This is a genomic window from Lactobacillus sp. PV012, assembly GCF_014522325.1.
Taxonomy (GTDB): domain Bacteria; phylum Bacillota; class Bacilli; order Lactobacillales; family Lactobacillaceae; genus Lactobacillus.
Window position 1 is genome coordinate 1,128,960 of sequence record NZ_CP041983.1, and the last position, 20,535, is coordinate 1,149,494.

18 protein-coding genes are annotated in these 20,535 nt (G+C 34.0%); 1 reads left to right on the forward strand and 17 read right to left on the reverse strand.

What is annotated here, in order from left to right:
* Nucleotides 1-110: 110 nt before the first annotated feature.
* The 13 genes from smpB to FP433_RS05680 form a co-directional block, all read right to left on the reverse strand.
* A complete protein-coding gene (gene smpB, locus FP433_RS05620; RefSeq protein WP_265484160.1) occupies nt 111-569 on the reverse strand; it encodes an SsrA-binding protein SmpB in 459 nt (152 codons plus the stop codon).
* A gap of 11 nt (nt 570-580) precedes the next feature.
* Nucleotides 581-2,881, reverse strand: coding sequence for a ribonuclease R (gene rnr / locus FP433_RS05625; protein ID WP_265486553.1), 2,301 nt, complete (start codon nt 2,879-2,881; stop codon nt 581-583).
* Between the two features lie 64 nt (nt 2,882-2,945).
* On the reverse strand, nt 2,946-3,179 hold the full coding sequence (gene secG, locus FP433_RS05630) for a preprotein translocase subunit SecG (RefSeq protein WP_265484158.1): 234 nt from the start codon (nt 3,177-3,179) through the stop codon (nt 2,946-2,948).
* A 117-nt stretch (nt 3,180-3,296) separates the two neighbouring features.
* Entirely contained in the window at nt 3,297-4,595 is a 1,299-nt protein-coding gene (gene eno / locus FP433_RS05635) for a phosphopyruvate hydratase (protein ID WP_265484157.1), read from the reverse strand.
* 207 nt (nt 4,596-4,802) lie between these two features.
* Nucleotides 4,803-5,558, reverse strand: coding sequence for a triose-phosphate isomerase (tpiA, locus tag FP433_RS05640; RefSeq protein WP_265484156.1), 756 nt, complete (start codon nt 5,556-5,558; stop codon nt 4,803-4,805).
* Nucleotides 5,559-5,573: 15 nt separating this feature from the next.
* Complete coding sequence (locus tag FP433_RS05645) at nt 5,574-6,791, reverse strand: phosphoglycerate kinase (RefSeq protein ID WP_265486554.1); 1,218 nt, start codon at nt 6,789-6,791, stop codon at nt 5,574-5,576.
* A gap of 94 nt (nt 6,792-6,885) precedes the next feature.
* Nucleotides 6,886-7,902, reverse strand: a complete 1,017-nt coding sequence (gap, locus tag FP433_RS05650) for a type I glyceraldehyde-3-phosphate dehydrogenase (protein WP_265484153.1) — start codon at nt 7,900-7,902, stop codon at nt 6,886-6,888.
* Between the two features lie 54 nt (nt 7,903-7,956).
* The gene (locus FP433_RS05655; RefSeq protein WP_265484151.1) at nt 7,957-8,988 is read right to left on the reverse strand and encodes a sugar-binding transcriptional regulator; all 1,032 of its coding nucleotides are present in this window, start codon (nt 8,986-8,988) and stop codon (nt 7,957-7,959) included.
* A 351-nt stretch (nt 8,989-9,339) separates the two neighbouring features.
* On the reverse strand, nt 9,340-10,818 hold the full coding sequence (locus FP433_RS05660; RefSeq protein ID WP_265486555.1) for an SH3-like domain-containing protein: 1,479 nt from the start codon (nt 10,816-10,818) through the stop codon (nt 9,340-9,342).
* Nucleotides 10,819-10,848: 30 nt separating this feature from the next.
* Nucleotides 10,849-11,808 (reverse strand): glycosyltransferase family 2 protein, encoded by a 960-nt coding sequence (locus FP433_RS05665; RefSeq protein WP_265484149.1) that lies wholly within the window; start codon nt 11,806-11,808, stop codon nt 10,849-10,851.
* Complete coding sequence (locus FP433_RS05670; RefSeq protein ID WP_265486556.1) at nt 11,805-13,688, reverse strand: 6-pyruvoyl-tetrahydropterin synthase-related protein; 1,884 nt, start codon at nt 13,686-13,688, stop codon at nt 11,805-11,807. Before FP433_RS05670 ends, FP433_RS05665 begins: the two co-directional genes overlap by 4 nt.
* A 15-nt stretch (nt 13,689-13,703) precedes the next feature.
* The gene (locus FP433_RS05675; protein WP_265484147.1) at nt 13,704-14,111 is read right to left on the reverse strand and encodes a GtrA family protein; all 408 of its coding nucleotides are present in this window, start codon (nt 14,109-14,111) and stop codon (nt 13,704-13,706) included.
* Nucleotides 14,112-14,188: 77 nt separating this feature from the next.
* Entirely contained in the window at nt 14,189-16,177 is a 1,989-nt protein-coding gene (locus FP433_RS05680; protein WP_265486557.1) for a GW dipeptide domain-containing protein, read from the reverse strand.
* Between the two features lie 196 nt (nt 16,178-16,373).
* On the opposite strand from FP433_RS05680, the gene clpP reads away from it, so the two are divergent.
* Nucleotides 16,374-16,958: an ATP-dependent Clp endopeptidase proteolytic subunit ClpP gene (clpP, locus tag FP433_RS05685; RefSeq protein ID WP_265484145.1), complete on the forward strand. Its 585-nt coding sequence runs from the start codon at nt 16,374-16,376 to the stop codon at nt 16,956-16,958.
* Between the two features lie 46 nt (nt 16,959-17,004).
* Here clpP and whiA read toward each other — a convergent pair whose 3' ends face one another.
* The 4 genes from whiA to FP433_RS05705 all read right to left on the reverse strand — a co-directional run bounded on the left by whiA (nt 17,005) and on the right by FP433_RS05705 (nt 20,502).
* Nucleotides 17,005-17,943, reverse strand: coding sequence for a DNA-binding protein WhiA (gene whiA, locus FP433_RS05690; protein WP_265484144.1), 939 nt, complete (start codon nt 17,941-17,943; stop codon nt 17,005-17,007).
* A complete protein-coding gene (locus FP433_RS05695; RefSeq protein WP_265484143.1) occupies nt 17,943-18,974 on the reverse strand; it encodes a gluconeogenesis factor YvcK family protein in 1,032 nt (343 codons plus the stop codon). The genes whiA and FP433_RS05695 overlap by 1 nt, the downstream gene beginning before the upstream one ends.
* Before the next feature lie 14 nt (nt 18,975-18,988).
* Complete coding sequence (gene rapZ / locus FP433_RS05700; RefSeq protein WP_265484142.1) at nt 18,989-19,864, reverse strand: RNase adapter RapZ; 876 nt, start codon at nt 19,862-19,864, stop codon at nt 18,989-18,991.
* Between the two features lie 95 nt (nt 19,865-19,959).
* Nucleotides 19,960-20,502: an HdeD family acid-resistance protein gene (locus FP433_RS05705; protein ID WP_265484141.1), complete on the reverse strand. Its 543-nt coding sequence runs from the start codon at nt 20,500-20,502 to the stop codon at nt 19,960-19,962.
* Between the last annotated feature and the right edge of the window lie 33 nt (nt 20,503-20,535).

Below are 20,535 nucleotides of genomic sequence, written 5' to 3' on the forward strand. Positions count from 1 at the left end.
AATTACACTATACTTATAAACAGATAATATATAATATAGCAATATATTTTATAAATTACAATATAAAAAAACAAAAATAGTCTAGATATACTATATCTAGACTATTTTTGTTATCTAATTCGATATTTACGTCGTAATTCACGATCTTGATCTCTTCGTTTAATCGTTTCTCGCTTATCGTATTGTTTTTTACCTTGTCCAACTCCAAGTAAAACTTTGGCAAATCCATGCTTTATATAGACCTTTAAAGGAATAATTGTCATCCCCTGTTGTGACTGAATTCCCGCTAAACGTCCTATTTCCTTCTTATGCAATAAAAGTTGGCGTGGTCGCAAGGGATCATGATTATAGCGATTTCCTTCTTTATATTCACTAATATGAACATTCTCTAAGAGTGCATTTCCATTTACTATTTGAACATAGCCATCTTTTAAATTTATCCTACGAGCACGGATAGATTTAATTTCTGTTCCAGTTAAAGAAATTCCTGCCTCAATCGTTTCTTTAATAAAGTAATCATGACTTGCTTTTTTATTTTGAGCAATAAGATTATCTTCTTGTTTTTTCATTTTAGCTTTCTCTAATTTTTCTTGGCCTTGCGTCTAATCGTAAAACTATTATTTTTTCCTTTAGGATCTTTAGAATTCCGATTACGTGAGTGACTATTATGGAAATTCCGACGTTGACCGTTACGTCTCTTTTTTGGAGCATCAGGATCATAAATTTCAAAATCCAATTGATGTTGCTCTACATCTGCTCTAATTAACTTAACCTTAATTGGCATCCCTATCTTAAATTGCTTATGAGTTGTCCGCCCTGTCAAAGTTAAACTCTTTTCATCAAAGTTATAATAATCATCATCTAAATTAGAAATATGAATTAATCCTTCAACAGTGTTCGGTAATTGAATAAACATTCCGAAACTAGTTACAGATGACACAATCGCTTCAAAGACTTGTCCTACCTTATCCGCCATATATTCTGTCATCTTCAGGTCATTAACTCCACGTTCTGCATCAATAGATTTACGCTCTTGAGTTGAAGTTTTTTCAGCTACATTAGGCATTTGAGACTTAAAGTTCTCTCTAATTTCTTCTCCCATGCCCTTATCCGCATAATCATGAATCATTCGGTGTACCATCAAATCAGAGTAACGACGAATTGGTGAAGTAAAGTGTGTATAAAATTTTGCAGCTAAACCAAAGTGTCCAAGTGGATCTGGTGAATAGTGGGCTTGTTTCAAACTACGTAGCATCATCATTTGGACAACAGCTTCTTCAGGTGTTCCCTCAGTCTTAGAAACGATTTTTTGTAAAACTTTAGGCTCTACATCACCTGGATCAGCTTTAATATTCAATCCAAAAGCACTTACAAATTCAAAGAAGCTTTGCATTTTTTCCTCATCTGGTGTTTCGTGAACACGATATAAGAAAGGTACTTTTTTCTTAAAGTAATCTTCTGCAACTGTTTCATTTGCCATTAACATAAATGATTCAATCATCTTCTCAGCAGTTCCACGGTGATGCAACACAATATCAATTGGTTTACCATCTTTATCAACCTTAATTTTTGCTTCTGGTTCTTCAAAGTCAATTGCACCGCGAGCATGACGTTTCTTATATAAAATTTCGTGTAAATCTGCCATTTCTTTAAGCATTGGAGCAGCTTTTTGATACTTATCTTCTAATTTCTCATGGTTATTAGGATCAAGCACTTTATTTACATTATTATAAGTTAAACGCCCATGAGATCTCATAATTGATGGATAGATTTTATAACTTACACGATCACCATTTGGAGTAATTTCCATATCACATGAAAGTACTAATCTTTCAACACCTTCATTTAAAGAACAAATCCCATTTGATAAGCGGAATGGAAGCATTGGAATTACACGATCAACTAAGTAAGTACTGTTTCCTCGAGCAAATGCTTCCTTATCTAGAGGTGAACCTGCTTTGATATAGTGAGCAACATCTGCAATATGAACCCCAAGGTGATAGTTTCCATTAGGTAATTTCCATACCACTACGGCATCATCAAAGTCCTTTGAATCATCCCCATCAATTGTTACAGCAGGTTGATCAGTGATATCGATTCTTTTTGCTTTTTCTTCTGCAGTTACATGATCTGGAACCCCGTTAGCCTGTTGGAGCGCTTCTTCTGGCCAATCCGTTCTAATTCCATTATCAACAACAATTGACATAATATCCACACCTGGATCATTTTTATTTCCAATTGTCATTAATCCAATTCCATTCATCTCTTCTGGATGATTTTCGTTTGGATATTCAGTAATTGATACTTGAACCATATCACCCATTTGGGGCTTAACCCCTTGTTCACTTAAGTTGATTCTATACTTCTTTAATTTTCTATTTTCACTGACAACATATCCGATTTTTCCAGTGCTCTTTACAATTTCATCTCCATAAGGATGGAACTCTCCTACTAAAGTATCAACCCCATGTTCGATAACTTCTTCAACTTTTCCTTCTGGCCCCTTACCATTCCAAGGATTAGCACCTGCAATAATTTTGACTTTTACATGATCACCATCTAAAGCATAATTTGTGTTTGCCTTATCTACAAATACATCATCTGAAGAATCATCATCTAATCGAACGAAACCAAAACCTTTATCATTAGCCTTAAATGTACCCTCTATAATGGTATTAACTTGATTTAGCTGATATTTTCCATTTCCGTCTGTTACAATTTTTTCTTCATGTTCTAAAAAAGTCACTGCTTTTACAATATCTGCAAATTCAGTGTTATCAAGTCTAATATTTTTCTCTATTTCATCAATATCATATTGCTTATTAGGATTGTGACGAAAAATTTCATACACTCCAGCTAATACTTTCTCATTTTGTGCCATAAGAAAACCTCATTTCCTTTATTTTAAACTAAGAAAAAAACCTCCCTATATTAGAGAGGCTTTTTTACTTAGATGATAAAATTGCCAAAACTATGGCTAATAGGAAAAAGATTACTAACAAAACGGCGGTAATCCTTTCCATTAATGCTTCAAATCCACGTTTCTTAGTTTGTCCACTAAACACGGCTCCACCGGATAATGCATTTAAAGCATCTTGTTGCTTTTGCGGCTGCATCAAAGTAGCTATAATAATTAAAAAACTTACTATGATGAGTAGCGTCATGACTAAGTTATACAAAGCGCTGCCTCCATTGCCTAAATATTAATCACTGTACAAATTCTACCATAAATTAATACTAATTGCGAAATAAAAAAGACCTAAAAAGGTCTTTTCTATTTAGAGGCAATTGCCTAATTAAAATTGTTTGTGTAAGTTGTAGAAGCTGTGAATACCTTTGTATTGGCCAGTTGAACCTAAAGCTTCTTCAATACGCATTAATTGGTTGTACTTAGCAATTCTATCAGTTCTAGACATTGAACCAGTCTTAATTTGACCTGCGTTAGTAGCAACAACCAAGTCTGCAATAGTAGTATCTTCAGTTTCACCTGAACGGTGAGAAACCACTGCAGTATAACTTGCTTCTTTAGCCATTTCAATAGCTTCAAAAGTTTCAGTTAAAGTACCGATTTGGTTAACCTTAATTAAGATTGAGTTAGCAACTCCCATTTCGATACCCTTCTTCAAGTAGTTAGTGTTTGTTACAAATAAGTCATCACCAACAATTTGGATCTTCTTACCTAAACGTTCAGTGAAAGTCTTCCAACCTTCCCAATCGTTTTCATCCAATGGATCTTCTACAGAGATTACTGGGTATTTATCAACCCAATCTTCAATTAATGAAGTCCATTCTTCAGCAGTGTATTCACGACCATCAGCAACAGTTACGTACTTCTTAGTATCTTTGTCGTAGAATTCAGATGCTGCACAGTCAAAGGCAATTGCAATGTCTTCACCTGGCTTGTAACCAGCACGTTGAATAGCTTCTACTAAGATTTCAAATGGTTCTTCATTGTTCTTCAAGTTTGGTGCAAAACCACCTTCATCACCAACACCAGTTGATTCACCACGTTCATTTAAGATACTCTTTAATGCGTGGAAAGTTTCTGCACCCATACGAACTGCTTCATGAAGTGACTTAGCACCTACTGGCATAATCATGAATTCTTGGATGTCAACGTTGTTATCTGCGTGCTTACCACCATTGATAACGTTCATCATTGGAGTTGGTAATACGTGAGCGTTTGGTCCACCTAAGTATTCGTATAATGGTAAACCTAATTCATCAGCTGCAGCACGAGCACTAGCTAATGAAACTGATAAAATGGCATTTGCACCAAGACGACCCTTATTTGGAGTACCATCTAAATCAATCATAGTTTGATCGATTAAACGTTGATCAGTTACATCTAAACCAATAACAGCTTTTGCAATTTCACCGTTTACATTTTCAACAGCAGTTAAAACACCAGTACCATTGAAACGTGACTTATCACCATCACGTAATTCTACAGCTTCGTGTTCACCAGTTGAAGCACCTGATGGAACAATAGCGCGACCAAAGCCACCTAATTCAGTGTAAACTTCAGCTTCAATGGTTGGGTTACCACGAGAATCAAGGACTTCACGTGCGTGAATATCAGTTATAACAGACATGGAAATTCTCCTTTAAATAAATTGTTAACTAGTATAAATACTTCCGATAAATGAACTATTTATGAATAAAATTCAAAATTTTAGGTAAAAATAATTAAACAATTAATTATTTTTACCACGGCTGGTTCCCAGCCCCCTAAATCAATAATTGAAATAGTATAACTTAATTATACCATACCGCTAATTTTAAACGGTATTGAGATATAATTAATCTTGATAATTTACTAATGCTAAGAATGATTCTGGTTCAAGTGATGCTCCACCAACTAAACCACCATCGATATCAGGCTTAGACATTAATTCTTTAATGTTTGCAGGTTTTACAGAACCACCGTATTGAATACGAACGTTTTCTGCAGTTTCTTCATTGTAAAGATCTTTTACAGTTTCACGGATAGTCTTGCACATTTCTTCAGCTTGATCTGCAGTAGCAGTCTTACCAGTACCAATAGCCCAAATTGGTTCATAAGCAATAACAGTCTTAGCAACTTGATCTGCAGTTAAACCATCTAAAGCTGCCTTGATTTGACTTACTACCCATTCGTCTTGCTTGTTAGCTTCACGTACTTCAAGTGATTCACCACAACAAATGATTGGGGTTACGCCATTTTCAAAAAGAGCTTTAGCTTTTTTATTAATGTCTTCATCAGTTTCGTGGAAATAATCTCTTCTTTCAGAGTGACCGATAATACAGTAATCAAGTCCCATTTCTTTTAAAACTTTTGGAGAAGTTTCACCAGTGTAAGCACCTTCTACTTCAAAGTATGCATTTTCTGCACTAGTATGTAATTGAGTATCCTTAGCACTTTCTACCAAAGCGTAAAGATCTACAGCAGGTGCAGCAATTACTGATTCAACTTTGCTTGCTTCTGGTAATTTGCCTTTAACTGCATTAACAAACTCAATAGTTTGTTCAGGATTCATATGTAACTTCCAGTTACCAGCAATAATAGGTGTACGCATATTTATTAGTCCTTCCTAATCTTTATCAGATACACATGCAATACCAGGTAATTCTTTACCTTCTAAGTAGTTAAGTGATGCTCCACCACCAGTAGAAATGTGGCTAATCTTAGGAGCAATACCTAATTGCTTAGCAGCTGCAGTTGAGTCACCACCACCAATGATAGTAACTGCATCTTTCAATTCAGCTAAAGCACGGCCAACTTCTAAAGTACCTTCAGCATAGTTAGGCATTTCAAATGCACCCATAGGTCCATTCCAAACAACAGTCTTGGCATCTTTAAGAATGTCTTTAAATTTAGCAACAGTCTTAGGCCCGATGTCTAAGCCCATCATGTTATCAGGAATATCATCACCTACAACTTCGTGAGGAGCATCATTTGAAAATTCAGTTGCTGCAACGTTATCAACTGGTAAGACAATTTTATCACCAGCTTTTTTAAGTAATTCTTTTGCAAGATCTAACTTATCAGCTTCAAATAATGATTTACCAATCTTGTGGCCTTGAGCAGCTAAGAAAGTATATGCCATACCCCCACCAATTAAGATGTGGTCTGATTTAGGAATTAAGTTTTCGATAACACCGATCTTATCTGAAACTTTTGCCCCACCTAAAATAGTTACAAATGGGTGTACAGGGTTTTCAACAGCATCACCTAAGAATTGAATTTCTTTTTGTAATAAGTATCCAGCTGCAGCAGGCTTACCAGCTTTCTTCATTGCAGTTGCAATACCAACATTAGATGCGTGACTTCTGTGAGCAGTACCAAAGGCATCGTTTACAAAAATATCACCTAAACTTGCCCAGTATTCACCTAAACTTGGATCATTTTTAGATTCACGTTTACCGAAGTCGTTGTCAATATCTTGGAATCTTGTATTTTCAAGAACAACTACATCGCCATCTTTCATATTATCGATGGTTTCTTCGACTTCTTCACCTTCATTTTCTGGAACAAAGGTTACCGGCTTATTAAGTAATTCACTTAAACGTTCTGCAACTGGTGCTAAAGTTAATTCTTTCTTATCAGCATCACTCTTAACACGTCCTAAGTGACTTAATAAGATTGCTTTACCACCATGTTCAATAATGTACTTAATTGTTGGTAATGCTGCCACAATACGGTTATCATCACTGATGACACCATTTTTAATTGGAACATTAAAATCAACACGAACTAATACTTTTTTACCTTTAAGATCTTTAAGATCTTCCACAGTTAATTTAGACATCTAAATATACCTCGAATTTAATCTTTAAAAAAAGGCGGAAGGAAGAATCTCCCTCCGCCTTCATCATTACTAAAATTTAATTAAAATCAATTAATTAAAGAGTAGCAAATTTTAATAAAGTACGAACCATTTGGCAAGTGAATGAGTATTCATTGTCGTACCAAGCAACAGTCTTAACTAATTGCTTGTCACCTGCAGTAGTTACCATAGTTTGAGTTGGGTCAAAGATTGAACCAGCAGTCATACCTAAAACATCAGTTGAAACGATTTCGTCATCGTTGTAAGCAAATGATGGAGTTACGTACTTCTTCATAGCTTCGTTAACTTCGTCAGCAGTTACTTCCTTACCAAGGATAGTTACTAATTCAGTTACAGAACCATCTGGAACAGGAACACGTTGTGCGTGACCATTCAACTTACCGTTTAATTCTGGAATTACAAGACCAATAGCCTTAGCAGCACCAGTTGAGTGAGGAATGATGTTAATTGCAGCAGCACGTGCTGAACGGAAGTTACCACCACGAACAGGTCCATCTAAGATCATTTGAGTTGAAGTGTATGCGTGGATAGTAGTCATAGTACCAACTTCAATACCAAATTCCTTGTTCAATGCGTTAACCATTGGAGCCAATGAGTTAGTAGTACATGAACCAGCTGAAACGATCTTGTCATCAGCAGTTAAAGTATCGTCGTTAACACCGTAAACGATAGTCTTAAGATCGCTACCTGCAGGAGCAGAAATTAAAACTCTCTTTGCACCAGCTTTAAGGTGAGCTTCACTCTTAGCTTTGCTAGTGTAGAAACCAGTACATTCAAGAACAAAGTCAACACCGTCGTTCTTAACCCAAGGAATGTTTTGTGCTTGTGGTTCTGCGTAAACACGGTATTCCTTACCATCTACAACGATTGCATCGTCAGTAGCTGAAACTTCGTGGTCAAAAGTACCATGAGTTGAGTCATACTTAAGTAAGTGTGCTAAAAGTGCTGGAGTAGTTAAGTCGTTGATTGCAACTACTTCGATATCTGAAGACTTTTCACCTAAGTCCATGATACGACGGAATGCTAAACGTCCGATACGGCCGAAACCGTTAATACCAATTTTAACTGTCATGTTAAATTTTCCTCCTCTAGGAAATATATAGTAACAATTTATTTTAAACGGGAATTACTTCCCCTTTAAAACCTTATTTGAGGCTCCCTCATCGGTAATTAACCAAGTTTGCTTGGGAGCATGATGCATGTATGACGCAATTGCTTCTGCTTTACTAGATCCAGCTGCAATTGCAAATACACGGGGTATTTTATCTAAATCTTCTAATTGTAATCCAATTCTAGGAAATCTCTCGATAACCCTTCCTTGACGGTCGAAGAAATACCCGAAACATTCGGCCACTGCACCTTTTTCACGAAGTTTGGACTGAGTAATTAAGTCTAAATTTTTTCGCTTAACCATCTCATCTGAACGTCCAATTCCATGAACCACTGCATCACTATTATAAATGTTTGAAATCGCATTCGCAATATCTGAATCTTGCATTAAAATGTTCAAAGCTTCTGAAGAAACATGCTCTGGTAAATATAAACCTTTATGTTTACCACCTGTCTGTGAAGCCATAACTTGTGCTACAGTATTACTTTGTAATTCCACACTTTCTCCTACTGCTCCTCGTCCAGGAACAAATAAAAGATTTCGATAGCGATTTAAATTTGAAGATAGATGCTTAGCTACTCCAGCAATGGTTGCGCCACCTAAAACAGTTATAATATTTTTTCCAAGTGGCAAAAGTAAATCCAGGGCTGCATTGAGTTTTTCGCTTATAAGTGAAATTACCCGTTCTTGCCGATCTAAGTCGCCAGGAACTACAATTGCTCTTTCAATACCTAACTTTTGAGCCAATGCGATTTCTTGCTGACTGGCATTAAATAAGCGATCCATTAATGGAGCAGCTTCCTTTAAAGTCCGTTCTCCTTTTTCTGTCAAAATCATTCCGTAGCTCTTTACTTCAATCAGACCCAATTGTTTTAAATAATCAGTTTCAGTGCGTATATTTCGTTCACTTAATCCTAATTTTTTAGCAACAACTCTTCGCCCAACTGGAGCTAACAGCGAGATCTGCTCAAGAACCAGAAAACGTTGTCGAATTACTTTTAAAATATCAGGAACTAAGCTTTGTAGTAAGGTAAAATCTGACTCCATTTGCTTGCTCCTTCTAGTGGGACTGCAACTGTCCCAAGCTGTGTCATTTAATGACCCAGTACATCTAAAAATATTAGAGAAACATTGACTTCACAATATTTCTCTTTCGACACTTATAGTATAGCAATATCTATTTTTTAATTCAAGCTAAATATCCATCTTTTTAATTTTGAAATCCAAATGGCTATTTGTTATAATAGTATTGCTTTTTTGACTCCTTAGTGTAATGGATAGCACGTAAGATTCCGGTTCTTAAAATCTGAGTTCGACTCTCAGGGGAGTCATTCTGATCAATTATTTAATTGGTCTTTTTTTATACAAAAAAATCGGACATCCAGTCCGATTTCTTTATTATTTAATTGAACCGCTTAAAATTTCAGAACGTTGAGCCATTTGGACATATAATTTACTGCCACTTACTGATATTCCCTCAATTTCACGATTTGTATTAAAGCTACTCTTTCCTAAATATTCTCCATCTTCTTTTACTTTAAAAATATGATCGTTATATGCAATATAGAATCTCTTCTTATTTGCATCATAAGTAAAACCTTGGACAGGACTTCCATTTACGAAATCAGATTGTGTTGCCCCAACTTCTACTGGAGTCCAAGTATCACCAACTCTAGTCACTTTCCAATACTCATAGCGATGATAGCCTCCATTATGGAAAAGTGCGTACATTGTATGATCGTTTACCATCACCGCATTGTGAATGTACCGTTTTCCAGAAGCTGAGCCATTCCAGATTTTAAAGCTCCAAATCTTTTCAATTTGCATATCACTTTTTCTAATTTGCAAAATCTCTTCCGAATTTTCTGAATTAGATTGTTTATTATCATTAGCTATTACATAAATATAATTTGCAGTTGATCCTAAAGATTGAGCATGACCTAAACGAATATAAGGACTTACTTTAATATTAGCAGCTAATTTTTTAAAACTTCCTAAACTTAAACTAGTTAATTTTTGAGTATTAAATTTACTCATTTCATTATTTTTATAAGCCACTAAATGACCCCTTTGATCACTTGAGTCAGCTAACATGGAAACCGTAGACCACCCATTAGAAACTGTCAGTCCTTCTGGAATAGGACCTACTTGGGTAAGCCAACTGCCACGTAAACTTAAAGTTGAAGGCTCGAAAAACAATGTACTTAGTTTGGTGCCATTATTATTTAATTTTGTTGCTTTTGTAGCAATATTAAAATTACTCCTATGCCCTGACTTAATCGAAATTGCCTTAGGACCTGCCTTAGGCACTATATTTGCAGAGCTTATGCCTTCTTCCCTATCATTACGCACTACCACATTTACACTAGCATGAGCCTTGCCATAAGTATAGTTTACTTGCGTGTTTCCTGCTTTTGCAGAGGAAATCACTCTGGCAGAAGTATGGACCTTAGTTGGATTTATCACTGTTCCATGACTATCTGTCACATAATTAATCGCATCTATAGTATCAAACTTTCCGTACTCATTCTTTACTAAACTAACAGATTTAGCTACCGAAATTTTATTTCTTACGAAGAATTTTTCATTTACCCAGCCTACAGTATGGCCATCTACATAAACATACCAATACCTACCTGAACGGGTCTTCTTAGACGTGTTTGATTGATAGTGGCCCACCTTAAATTGACTAGTTGAAGCCACTTTATGAGATACACCTTTTGCATTAATCTTACTATAAATACCATAATTCTTTGTCCCAGGTTGCTTAGTTACAAGACTCTGTGCCTGAGTTAACTGGCTTGTTTTAGCTAAACCAATACTTCCTATCCCTAGTATTACAGCAGAAGTTAAAAATAATTTAGATAATTTTTTCATTTTATTTCTCCCTAAAAATAACACTTCGCTCTATTTTACCACATCTCTATTATCATTACTTTTTTCCTTAACAATATAAATTGGTCTTTTCTTTACCTGTAAAAATATCTTTCCAATATATTTTCCAATTATTCCTAAACATAGTAATTGAATACCCCCGATTAACAAAATAATTGAAACTAATGACGCCCAACCAAATACAGAGGTACTAGGTTCAATAATTTTTCTTATTATTATAATAATCATCGCAATTACTGCTAATATAAAAGATCCTAGTCCTAGCCAAACTGCTAAATTTAGCGGCATCTCTGAAAAATCTGATATTCCATCAAACGCATATTTAAATAATTTCCAAGTACTCCAATCACTAGTACCAGCTACTCGTTCCCGATTATGATAATCTAGATATTTTGTTTTAAAACCTACCCAACTAAAAATCCCCTTAGAAAAGCGATTATATTCTTGCATTGATAAAACAGCATCAACCATCTGTCTAGTCATCATCCTATAATCTCGTGCTCCTGGAACAATTTTAGTGTCTGAAACATGATTAATAAACTTATAGAATTGGTTACTAAAGAAGGACTTTATTTTAGCCTCACCTGTTCGATCAACGCGTCGAGTTCCTACACAATCATACTCTCCAGTCTGAAGTAACTTATACATTTCTGGTAAAAATTCAGGTGGGTCTTGTAAATCTACATCCATTACAACCACGTAATTACCATCACTTGCTTCTAATCCAGCGTATAAAGCTGCTTCTTTACCAAAATTTCGCGAAAAAGATAAATAATGAACATGCTCTGGATTTTTTTGATAAAGTTTACGCAGTTGTTCCAAGGTTTGATCCCTTGATCCATCATTTATAAAGTAGTAATCTACCCAAACTTCTTTCATCTTATTTAACACAACATTTTGCACAGCTGTATAAAATAAAGGGATACTCTCTTCTTCGTTATAGCAAGGAACTATAATGGATAATTTTTTCATTCTTTTTTAGCCTCTTTAAATTTTCTAATTACGCTCTCAATCCCATAAATTATTAATCCTAACCAACTTATTATACTAATCCCAAATAAAATTTTAAAACTTGTTGGCCAAATAAACTTTAAAATGGCTGTATTATATCCTTTTTTTTGAAAGATAGTAGGACTCTTAATTAAGCTATAGTGTAATGGCGTCACCTTTTTATTATTTACAACTAATTGAGATTGCTTATACATTACAATTGGAAGCTGACGTTGTCCTTCCTTTTTACCAATCCATTGAATCTTTAAGGCTCCATCTTTTAACGGCGTTTTTTTGAATTTATCTTCTTGATCGATTACTTCTTTTTCAAAAGCATAATTTACTTGATGATAACTTATCTTAGAATTCTTCACTGGTAAATAATCTGGATTGACTTTAATAACTAAATTAAATAAATTTTCTTTTCTCTTTTTAGTAAAAACTGCTTGTTTTAAACTCCAAAAGTCATTGGTATTACGATAAAAGAAACTGTCTGATGTAAAACTCTTAATATAATGATAGCCTTTAGGATAATATTTCATTCCATAAGCCTCTGAATCAGAATTTACACCTTGTAAATACTTAATATATTTTCTTTGAGCGTATTCACTGGTTGTCGTATAGTATTTTTTACTTACTATTTTGTAAAGTGGAGTATAATTGTTATTTGCTGCTTGCCACAAGCGATTATAACTTAAATTACAGCTTTCCACCAATACAATTGCTATACAACCTAACACTCCATAATAAAGTGGTTGTTTTTCTTTCCAATTTATCTGGCTTACTGATATTCCTATTCCTAAAATCAATAGTATATCTGCTATTAATAAAAAGCGAAAAGGAAATTGCAAATAACTTCTTAAAATTGGAAATATCCTTTGGATTAACTGCCAAGGAAATAAGCTACTACTTATATACAGGAAAAAAACTCCTGTTAAGGTAACTACATCATTTAAAATTGATTTTTTCCAATTAAATAAAACATAAAGTAATTGCACCAAAAAAATTATAACCACTCCAACCAAGATGGCATCGCGAATATTTTCAGATGTACTCACTTCTACCATATTACTTACAAGATTATGAGTTCTAATGGTTGCTAATTTATTTTTAACAGAGACAGTTAATAGGGCTCCCCAAACATTAGCAGTTAAGCAAATTGTCCCAACTATAGCCTTAGTTAAATTTAAAATCATCTGCTTTTTTTGGGGAGTAAGAATGAATCCAGTAATTGCAAATGGAATTAAAGCAAGTGTTACCATCAAAGAAGAAAGCAAATGAGTCTGCAGAAGAGCCGTCATTCCGAGCATTAGCCCAATCCAGTGAATTGGCCTTTTTTTATCTCGAATCATATTAACTGCTTCAATAAAAACAAATGGTGCAATTGCACTTCCCCACCCAGATAAATTAGTATGATCAAACCATGTTTGCAATGGACTTATATTAATGTATAAAAGTGCTAAAATTAAGCTCCAAAGTTTATTAGCCCCTACTTTTTTAACTAAAATATACATTCCACTACCACCAAGAAGGCAGATTAAAAAGTAGGATACAATTTGAAATCTAAACCATGTGCCGGTTATTAAGACAAGCAACCCCATTATATAAGCAAATAAAGGGCCGTAAAATGCATTAATAATTCTTCCACTTTGACTAAAGCCATAATTCATTTGAAAATAGCTATAGTTTCCTGTCCGTATCTGTTTGCTAATATCATAAAACCGATTGTAGTGAAACCAGGTATCAATATTTAACACAAAACCTCTAGTATTTAATTGACCTTGAATCATTAAATATGTGGCAATAATTATAACCAAATAAGGCCAATCATCTTGGAACTTCTCCTTTAATTTTTCCTTCATTTCATCCTCAATTCATTATTTCTTGAAAGTAATCAATTTATTTACAATAAATTGAATAAGGGTAGCAACTAAAGTTGCAATAATTTTTACTATCATTTGATTTTGATGAAGCTGATTTACAAAAATAAATAAACACCCTGTAGTAAACAAAGTAGTTATCTGTCCAATTAAATAATACTCTATAAATCTTCTCAGTAAATGATTATGCACTTTAAAGTTAGCATAACTATTCCAAAAAAAGTTATTAATTAATCCACAAGTTGAAGAAATAAAATTTGCAACTTCGGGATTCCAATGCAAAAAAATTGTTAAAATAGAAAAAATTCCAAAATCGACTACTAATCCTAATACTCCAATTAAGCCATACTTTATTAATTGGATAAATGCTTCTTGATGAATAATTTCACCTAACTTATTTTCCATCTTTCACCTAAATAATTTTAATTCATAAGCAAAAAGAAGATTCAAAATAGAATCTTCTTTTTGAATACATTTTTATCTTAATCAGTTAATTCTGAACTTTCGAGTAATTCAGGACGTTGTGCCAAATTGACATAAAGACGATTATTAGAAATTGAGATTCCTTCAATTTCACGACCCGTTTCAAAAGTATACGCTTCTTTATAAGTGCCATCTTGACCAACTTTAACAATTAAATCATTGAAGGCAATATAGAAGTTTTTGTGCTTACTGTCATAAGCAAATCCTTGTACTGGTGCATTTCCACTTACAAAATTTCCACCGGTAGCTCCGACCTCTGTTGGATACCAATTAGAACCTGTTCGTTTAAACATCCAGTACTCATAAGTCTTATCTTTAGTATTGTGGTAGAGAGCATACATAGTATTGTCATCTACAATAACTGCATTGTGGAAGTAACGTGGATTGCTGCTATCTCCAACCCAAGCCTTAAACGTCCAAATCTTATTAACTGTTAAATCACTCTTATTGATTTGGAGTAAAGTTTCTGAGTCAGCAGGATTGTAGCGGCCATGTTCGTTAGCTACAACATAAATATACTTGTCACTTGCTCCCATTCCTTGTCCATGTCCAGTATAAATATACGGACTAACTTTCATATTTTTAACATAGTTTGTAAAACTCTTAGCAGTTAAACTTGAAAGATTTTGACTAGCATATGGATCCTTTAAAGCATTTAAATTATAAGCCACAATATGACCAGAAGTTGAGTTACTGTGTGCAAGCAAACTAGTATAGAGCCAACCCTCACTCATTACCATTCCTTCTGGAATATGGCCCACTGCGTTAACTTGTGGAGTATTTATATCTGGTTGTTGATTTAAATATAATGGTTGATAAAACTTAGTTGTAAAAGTTAAACCATTAGTTTTATAAGTATGACTGGTACTTTCTGGAGCATAAGTTGTATAATCTACATAATTTTCTGAGTGACCATAGTGCGTGCGCCAACTCTTTAAGTTATTAGTACCTGGTTTTACTTCAGCATTAGCTTCAGCAATACCTTCTTTATCACTTTTTCTAATTTTGAAAGTTACTGTAGCTTTTGCTTTTTTACCAACGCTATAGGTAACCTTTTTAGTACCAGCCTTAGTAGTATCTACATTTTGAGTTGATACTTTAACATTCCAATTTCCTACAACATTTCCATACTCATCAGTCGCATAAGATAGTGCATATGGAGTATAAAAACTAGTATCTGGATTTTTGACTAAACTAACAACCTTAGGAACTTCAATCTTATTACGAGCAAAAAAGTTTTCATTTACCCAGCCAGTACGTACCCCATCAACATATATTAACCAGTAACGGTACTTAGTAGCTTGATAAACTTCTGTAGCTTCAATATGATTGTTAGCATAATCAATTCCGTTACCAACTTTTTTACCTAATTTACCAGTATTACTAATTGATTTGTAAACATTGTAATTTTTACTACCAGCCTTTTTTACAACTGCTGCTTGAAAAGTAACATGGCGATTAAATGTTGTGTCTTTAACTTCGTCTTGCTTACTTACAGTAGTTGTTTTTTTAGGGGTATTTTTAGATGATGTAGCAACCTTTTTTTGCTTTTTAGCAGCTTCAATAGCTTTATTAGCAGCTTTATTTTGTTTATCTAGTTTTGCTACCGCATTTTGAACAGATTTAAGGTTATTTGTATAAATATCTTCTTCGTCTTCATTAGTTAAATCTGTAGTTTCTTCATTATTAGCAGGATCAGTATCTTGAACTGCGCCTACTTTTTTATCAGAATTCGTTGTCTGATCTTGAGTAGCTTGAGAGGTACTTTCTGAATTATTTTGGCTAGTTTGAGATTCAGATTTTGTATTATCAGTTTGTGTTGGTTCTTTATCTTGGTTATTATCAGTTTGAGTTGTTGTAGTTTGGGACACTTGTGATGAAGATACACTATCAGCTTTTACTGGATTTGAAAGTAAAACCATACTTAAAGCAGCTGCTGATAAAAATGATCCTAATACCATTGTCCTTTGCTTTTTGATATACTTCACAATTAACCTTCCTCTATACACTCTATCTTATTTCATTACAGCAAGTTTCTCTGTGTGATCTATGTTCTATTTTATCGTATTTAAAAAAATTTTAAAGTGTTTTGAAATTCTTTATTTGACATAATAGTAAATACATGTTTTAATTAGCACTAAAAGCAGTAGAGTGCTAATTTTAATTTTAAGGAGGTTATGTTTAATGCTTGTACCTACAGTTATTGAACAAACCGCACGTGGAGAACGTGCTTATGATATTTATTCACGACTTTTAAAAGACAGAATTATTATGCTTAGTGGTGAAATTAATGACCAAATGGCTAATTCTATCATTGCACAACTTTTATTCTTAGATGCGCAAGATAACACAAAAGATATTTCATTATACATTAACTCACCAGGTGGTGTAATTACTTCTGGTCTTGCAATTATGGATACTATGAATTTCATCAAATCAGATGTTTCAACCATTGCAATCGGAATGGCTGCTTCAATGGCATCTATTCTTTTGACTGCTGGAACTAAGGGTAAACGTTTTGCTTTACCAAACTCCACAGTTTTAATTCACCAACCATTAGGTGGTGCTCAAGGTCAACAAACTGATATCCAAATTGCTGCCGAAGAAATCTTAAAGAGTCGTAAGAAATTAAACCAAATTTTACATGAAACTACTGGTCAACCTTTAGATAAAATTCTTAAGGATACCGAACGTGATAATTATCTTACTGCTGAAGAAGCAAAAGATTATGGTTTAATTGACGAAATTTTAGTAAACAAGAAAAACTAGTCTAAATATACATTAAAAGAGATGCTAGAGTCCTAGCATCTCTTTTTTACTCATTTCTAATTTTTTCAGCCATCGAATGAAGTTTCTGAAAACGATGGTTAACTCCCGATTTTGAAATTGGTCCATCCGGAACCTGCGCAGCTACTTCTTTTAATGAGAGTTCTGGATTATCTAATCGAAAACGAGCCAAAATTGATAATTTTTCAGGTAAACTATCTAATCCAACTGTTTGTTCTAAAACTTCTATATCTTCAACTTGCTTAGCTGCCGCATTAGCTGTCTTTTTGAGATTTGCTGTATCACAATTTACCAAACGATTAACAGAATTACGCATATCACGCATAATGCGTAAATCTTCAAAATTTAACATTGCATTGACTGCACCAACAATATGAAGAAAATCTCCTATTTTTTCTGCTTCTTTTAAGTAAACAATATAGCCATTACGTCTTTTTGTCTTCTTTGCATTTAAATGAAAATAGCTATTAATCAATCTCAATAAATCATCGTTATGATTTTCATATAATGAATAAATCTCTAGGTGATACCGACTTGTTTCTGGATTATTAATACTTCCTGAAGCTAAAAACGCCCCGCGTAAATATGACATTGCTCTTTGGCGGGATTCTTTTATTTTTTCTGGAACTCCAGTAATAAAACCATGTTCTTCATCAATAATATCTAGATCTTTTAAAATTTCATTTACCATTTTTTGAAGCCGAACCAAATATTGATAGTTTTTCTTTAGTTTCATCTTTTTAGAGACAATTAATAGTGGTTCAATTCCATACGCAGTTTTAATCAACGAAAAAATTCTCCGTGCTATAGCAGGATTTTCTGTGGTGATATCTAAACTAAATTGACGATTGTGGACACTTAATATTCCATTCATTCGCAAAAAAGCGGCTAATTCTGCTTTAGCATGCTCTGGGTGCACAGGCAAACTTGTTAATTCTTTTTTTACATCACTTGCATATGATCCCATTATTTTTCTCTCTGCCTCCGTGCAAAGGCTTCAAAGGCCAAGTTTAAAATTTCATCTGCTACTTTTTTGCCATCATGAAAAACTAATCCACTTCTTTGATCAATAAAATCAGAGGTTATTACACGACATCCTTGTTTTTTCAATCCCTGAAAATCATTTTTAACAGGGACAAGATACTCATCGTAATCCTCAGGATGAAATTTAGTCATATCAATTTTTGCCCCATTAACCAAGGCTGTATCAATATAATGACCACCTAAATGATCATTTAAAACTTTTACATGCTCAGCCGAAGTAAAATTATCTGTTTCACCACGTTGAGTCATGATATTACAAATATAAATTACTTCTGCTTTCGTTTTTCGAATTGCCTGTGCTAAGTTGGGAATCATTAAATTTGGCAAAATAGAAGTAAATAGGCTTCCAGGACCCAATACTACTGCATCTGCTTCCATAATAGCTGCTACTACTGGTAAAACTGCTTCTGGTTCCTTAGCATGACTATCTGTTACCCAGACTCTCTTAATTCTTTTATTCTTTGAAGTGATTTCAGTTTCACCAACTTCTGTTGAACCATCAATAAATTCTGCATTTAAAGTTAAAGGTTCATTTGAAGCAGGGAAAATATGACCATCTACTTGCATCATTTTTGATAATCCTTGAACAGCATCAAAAATATTTCCTTTCATTTCATCCAGCGCTGCAATAATCAAATTACCTATTGCGTGCCCTGCAAAAAATGAGTCAGATGAATTAAAACGATATTGAAAAATATCTTTTTCCTCTTTTGGTAAATCAGATAAGGAAACTAATACATTTCTAATATCACCTGGTGGGACTACATTAATATAATCTCTAATTACACCAGATGATCCACCATCATCTGCCACAGTAACTATCGCTGTTATATCCGCATTTCTTTCTTTTAAAGCATTTAAAATAACTGGAAGTCCCGTTCCTCCACCAATCACAGCAATTTTGGGGCGACGACCTTTTATCACACGCACAATTCTATGCTTTTCCCAGGCCATTTACCTCATCCTCTCTAATTATGTAAATACCGATTAATTTCGCGGTGAGAAATGTCCACATCATATTTTTTAGCTAAATCAAGCGCTAATTGTCTAGCAATTGAGACGCTTCTATGTTGACCACCAGTACAACCAATCGCAATTGTTAGTTTCTTTTTTCCTTCTTTAATATATCCTGGAATGGCTACTTTAAGCATATCAAGAAATTTTTCATAAAAAACTTGAGTCTCTTGCTTACTCATTACATAATCAAATACTCGCCGATCTAACCCTGTAAAAGGCTTTAATTGAGGAATATAAAAAGGATTAGGCAAAAAACGCACATCCATTACAATATCTGCATCAATTGGCATCCCATATTTAAAGCCAAAACTCATTACTTCAATCGTAAAACTATCGTTTTGGCTTTCATTAAACTCTTCTTCTAGCTTAGTCCTCAATTGTTTAGGTGTTAGATCTGAAGTATCAATTATTAAATTTGAAACATTCTTTATTCCATTCAAAATGCCTCTTTCTTCCTGGATTCCATCTAACAAGCGACCCTTTTGGGCTAAAGGTGGCAAACGTCTTGTTTCTTTATAACGTGCCACAAGCGCATCATCAGATGCGTCAAGGAAAACAATGGTAGATTGAACATTTTGACTGTCTTCCAATGAATTAACTTCATCTACTAAGTCCTTATAAAAGCTTTTTACTCTTAAATCAATTACAACAGCGACTTTATTAAAATCGTTTGAATTATTGATTAATTCCCAAAAACTACCTAATAGTTCTGGAGGTAAATTATCTACGACAAAATACCCCATGTCTTCAAGTGATTTAATAGCTACAGTTTTTCCTGCGCCACTCATTCCTGTCACAATTAATAGTTGTTTCTTTTTATCAGACATTGCATTGCCTCCTTAACGAATTAATTATAACACACCGGGTGTTTCTTTTTTAGGTAAAAAAAAGCCATCTCCTCATTCGAGAAGATGGTTCCCTTTTAACGATGCATAAATGCTACAAAAATTTCGTTAAATCCAAATACCATTAGCCAGAATGCTACTAAATATACCAAAGTAATAGCAGCAAGTAATGGATTAAAAAGTAACACAATTGCGATCACTAAACTAATGATTCCTAAAACTAAACTTAAGATAAAGTAACCATTTGAATAACCTCTTAAGTGCCATGAAAAGATGATGCCTATAATTGAATCTGCTAAAAACCAAATTGCAAATAGAATTGCTAAGCTTAAGCCACCAATTTCGTTGAAAAAGAGAAATAAAATTCCAACAATTATATCTAGAATTCCTGAAATTAAAGTTACCCAGCTACGAGAGAAAAATTCACGAAATCTCGCATAGGCAGAAATCCACATAATTCCTTGTAAAATAGATAAAATTCCAAAAACAAATACAAAGGCTGTTAATCCTTTACCTGGATATCTTAAAAGTAAAAATGAAGCAATTACTAATAAGATACCTGCAACAAATGCGCCCCAATCAAATCCACGTGGACGCTCACTACTAGAAAAATTATTCATTTAAATATCCTCCTAGTATATTATTTTACCTTG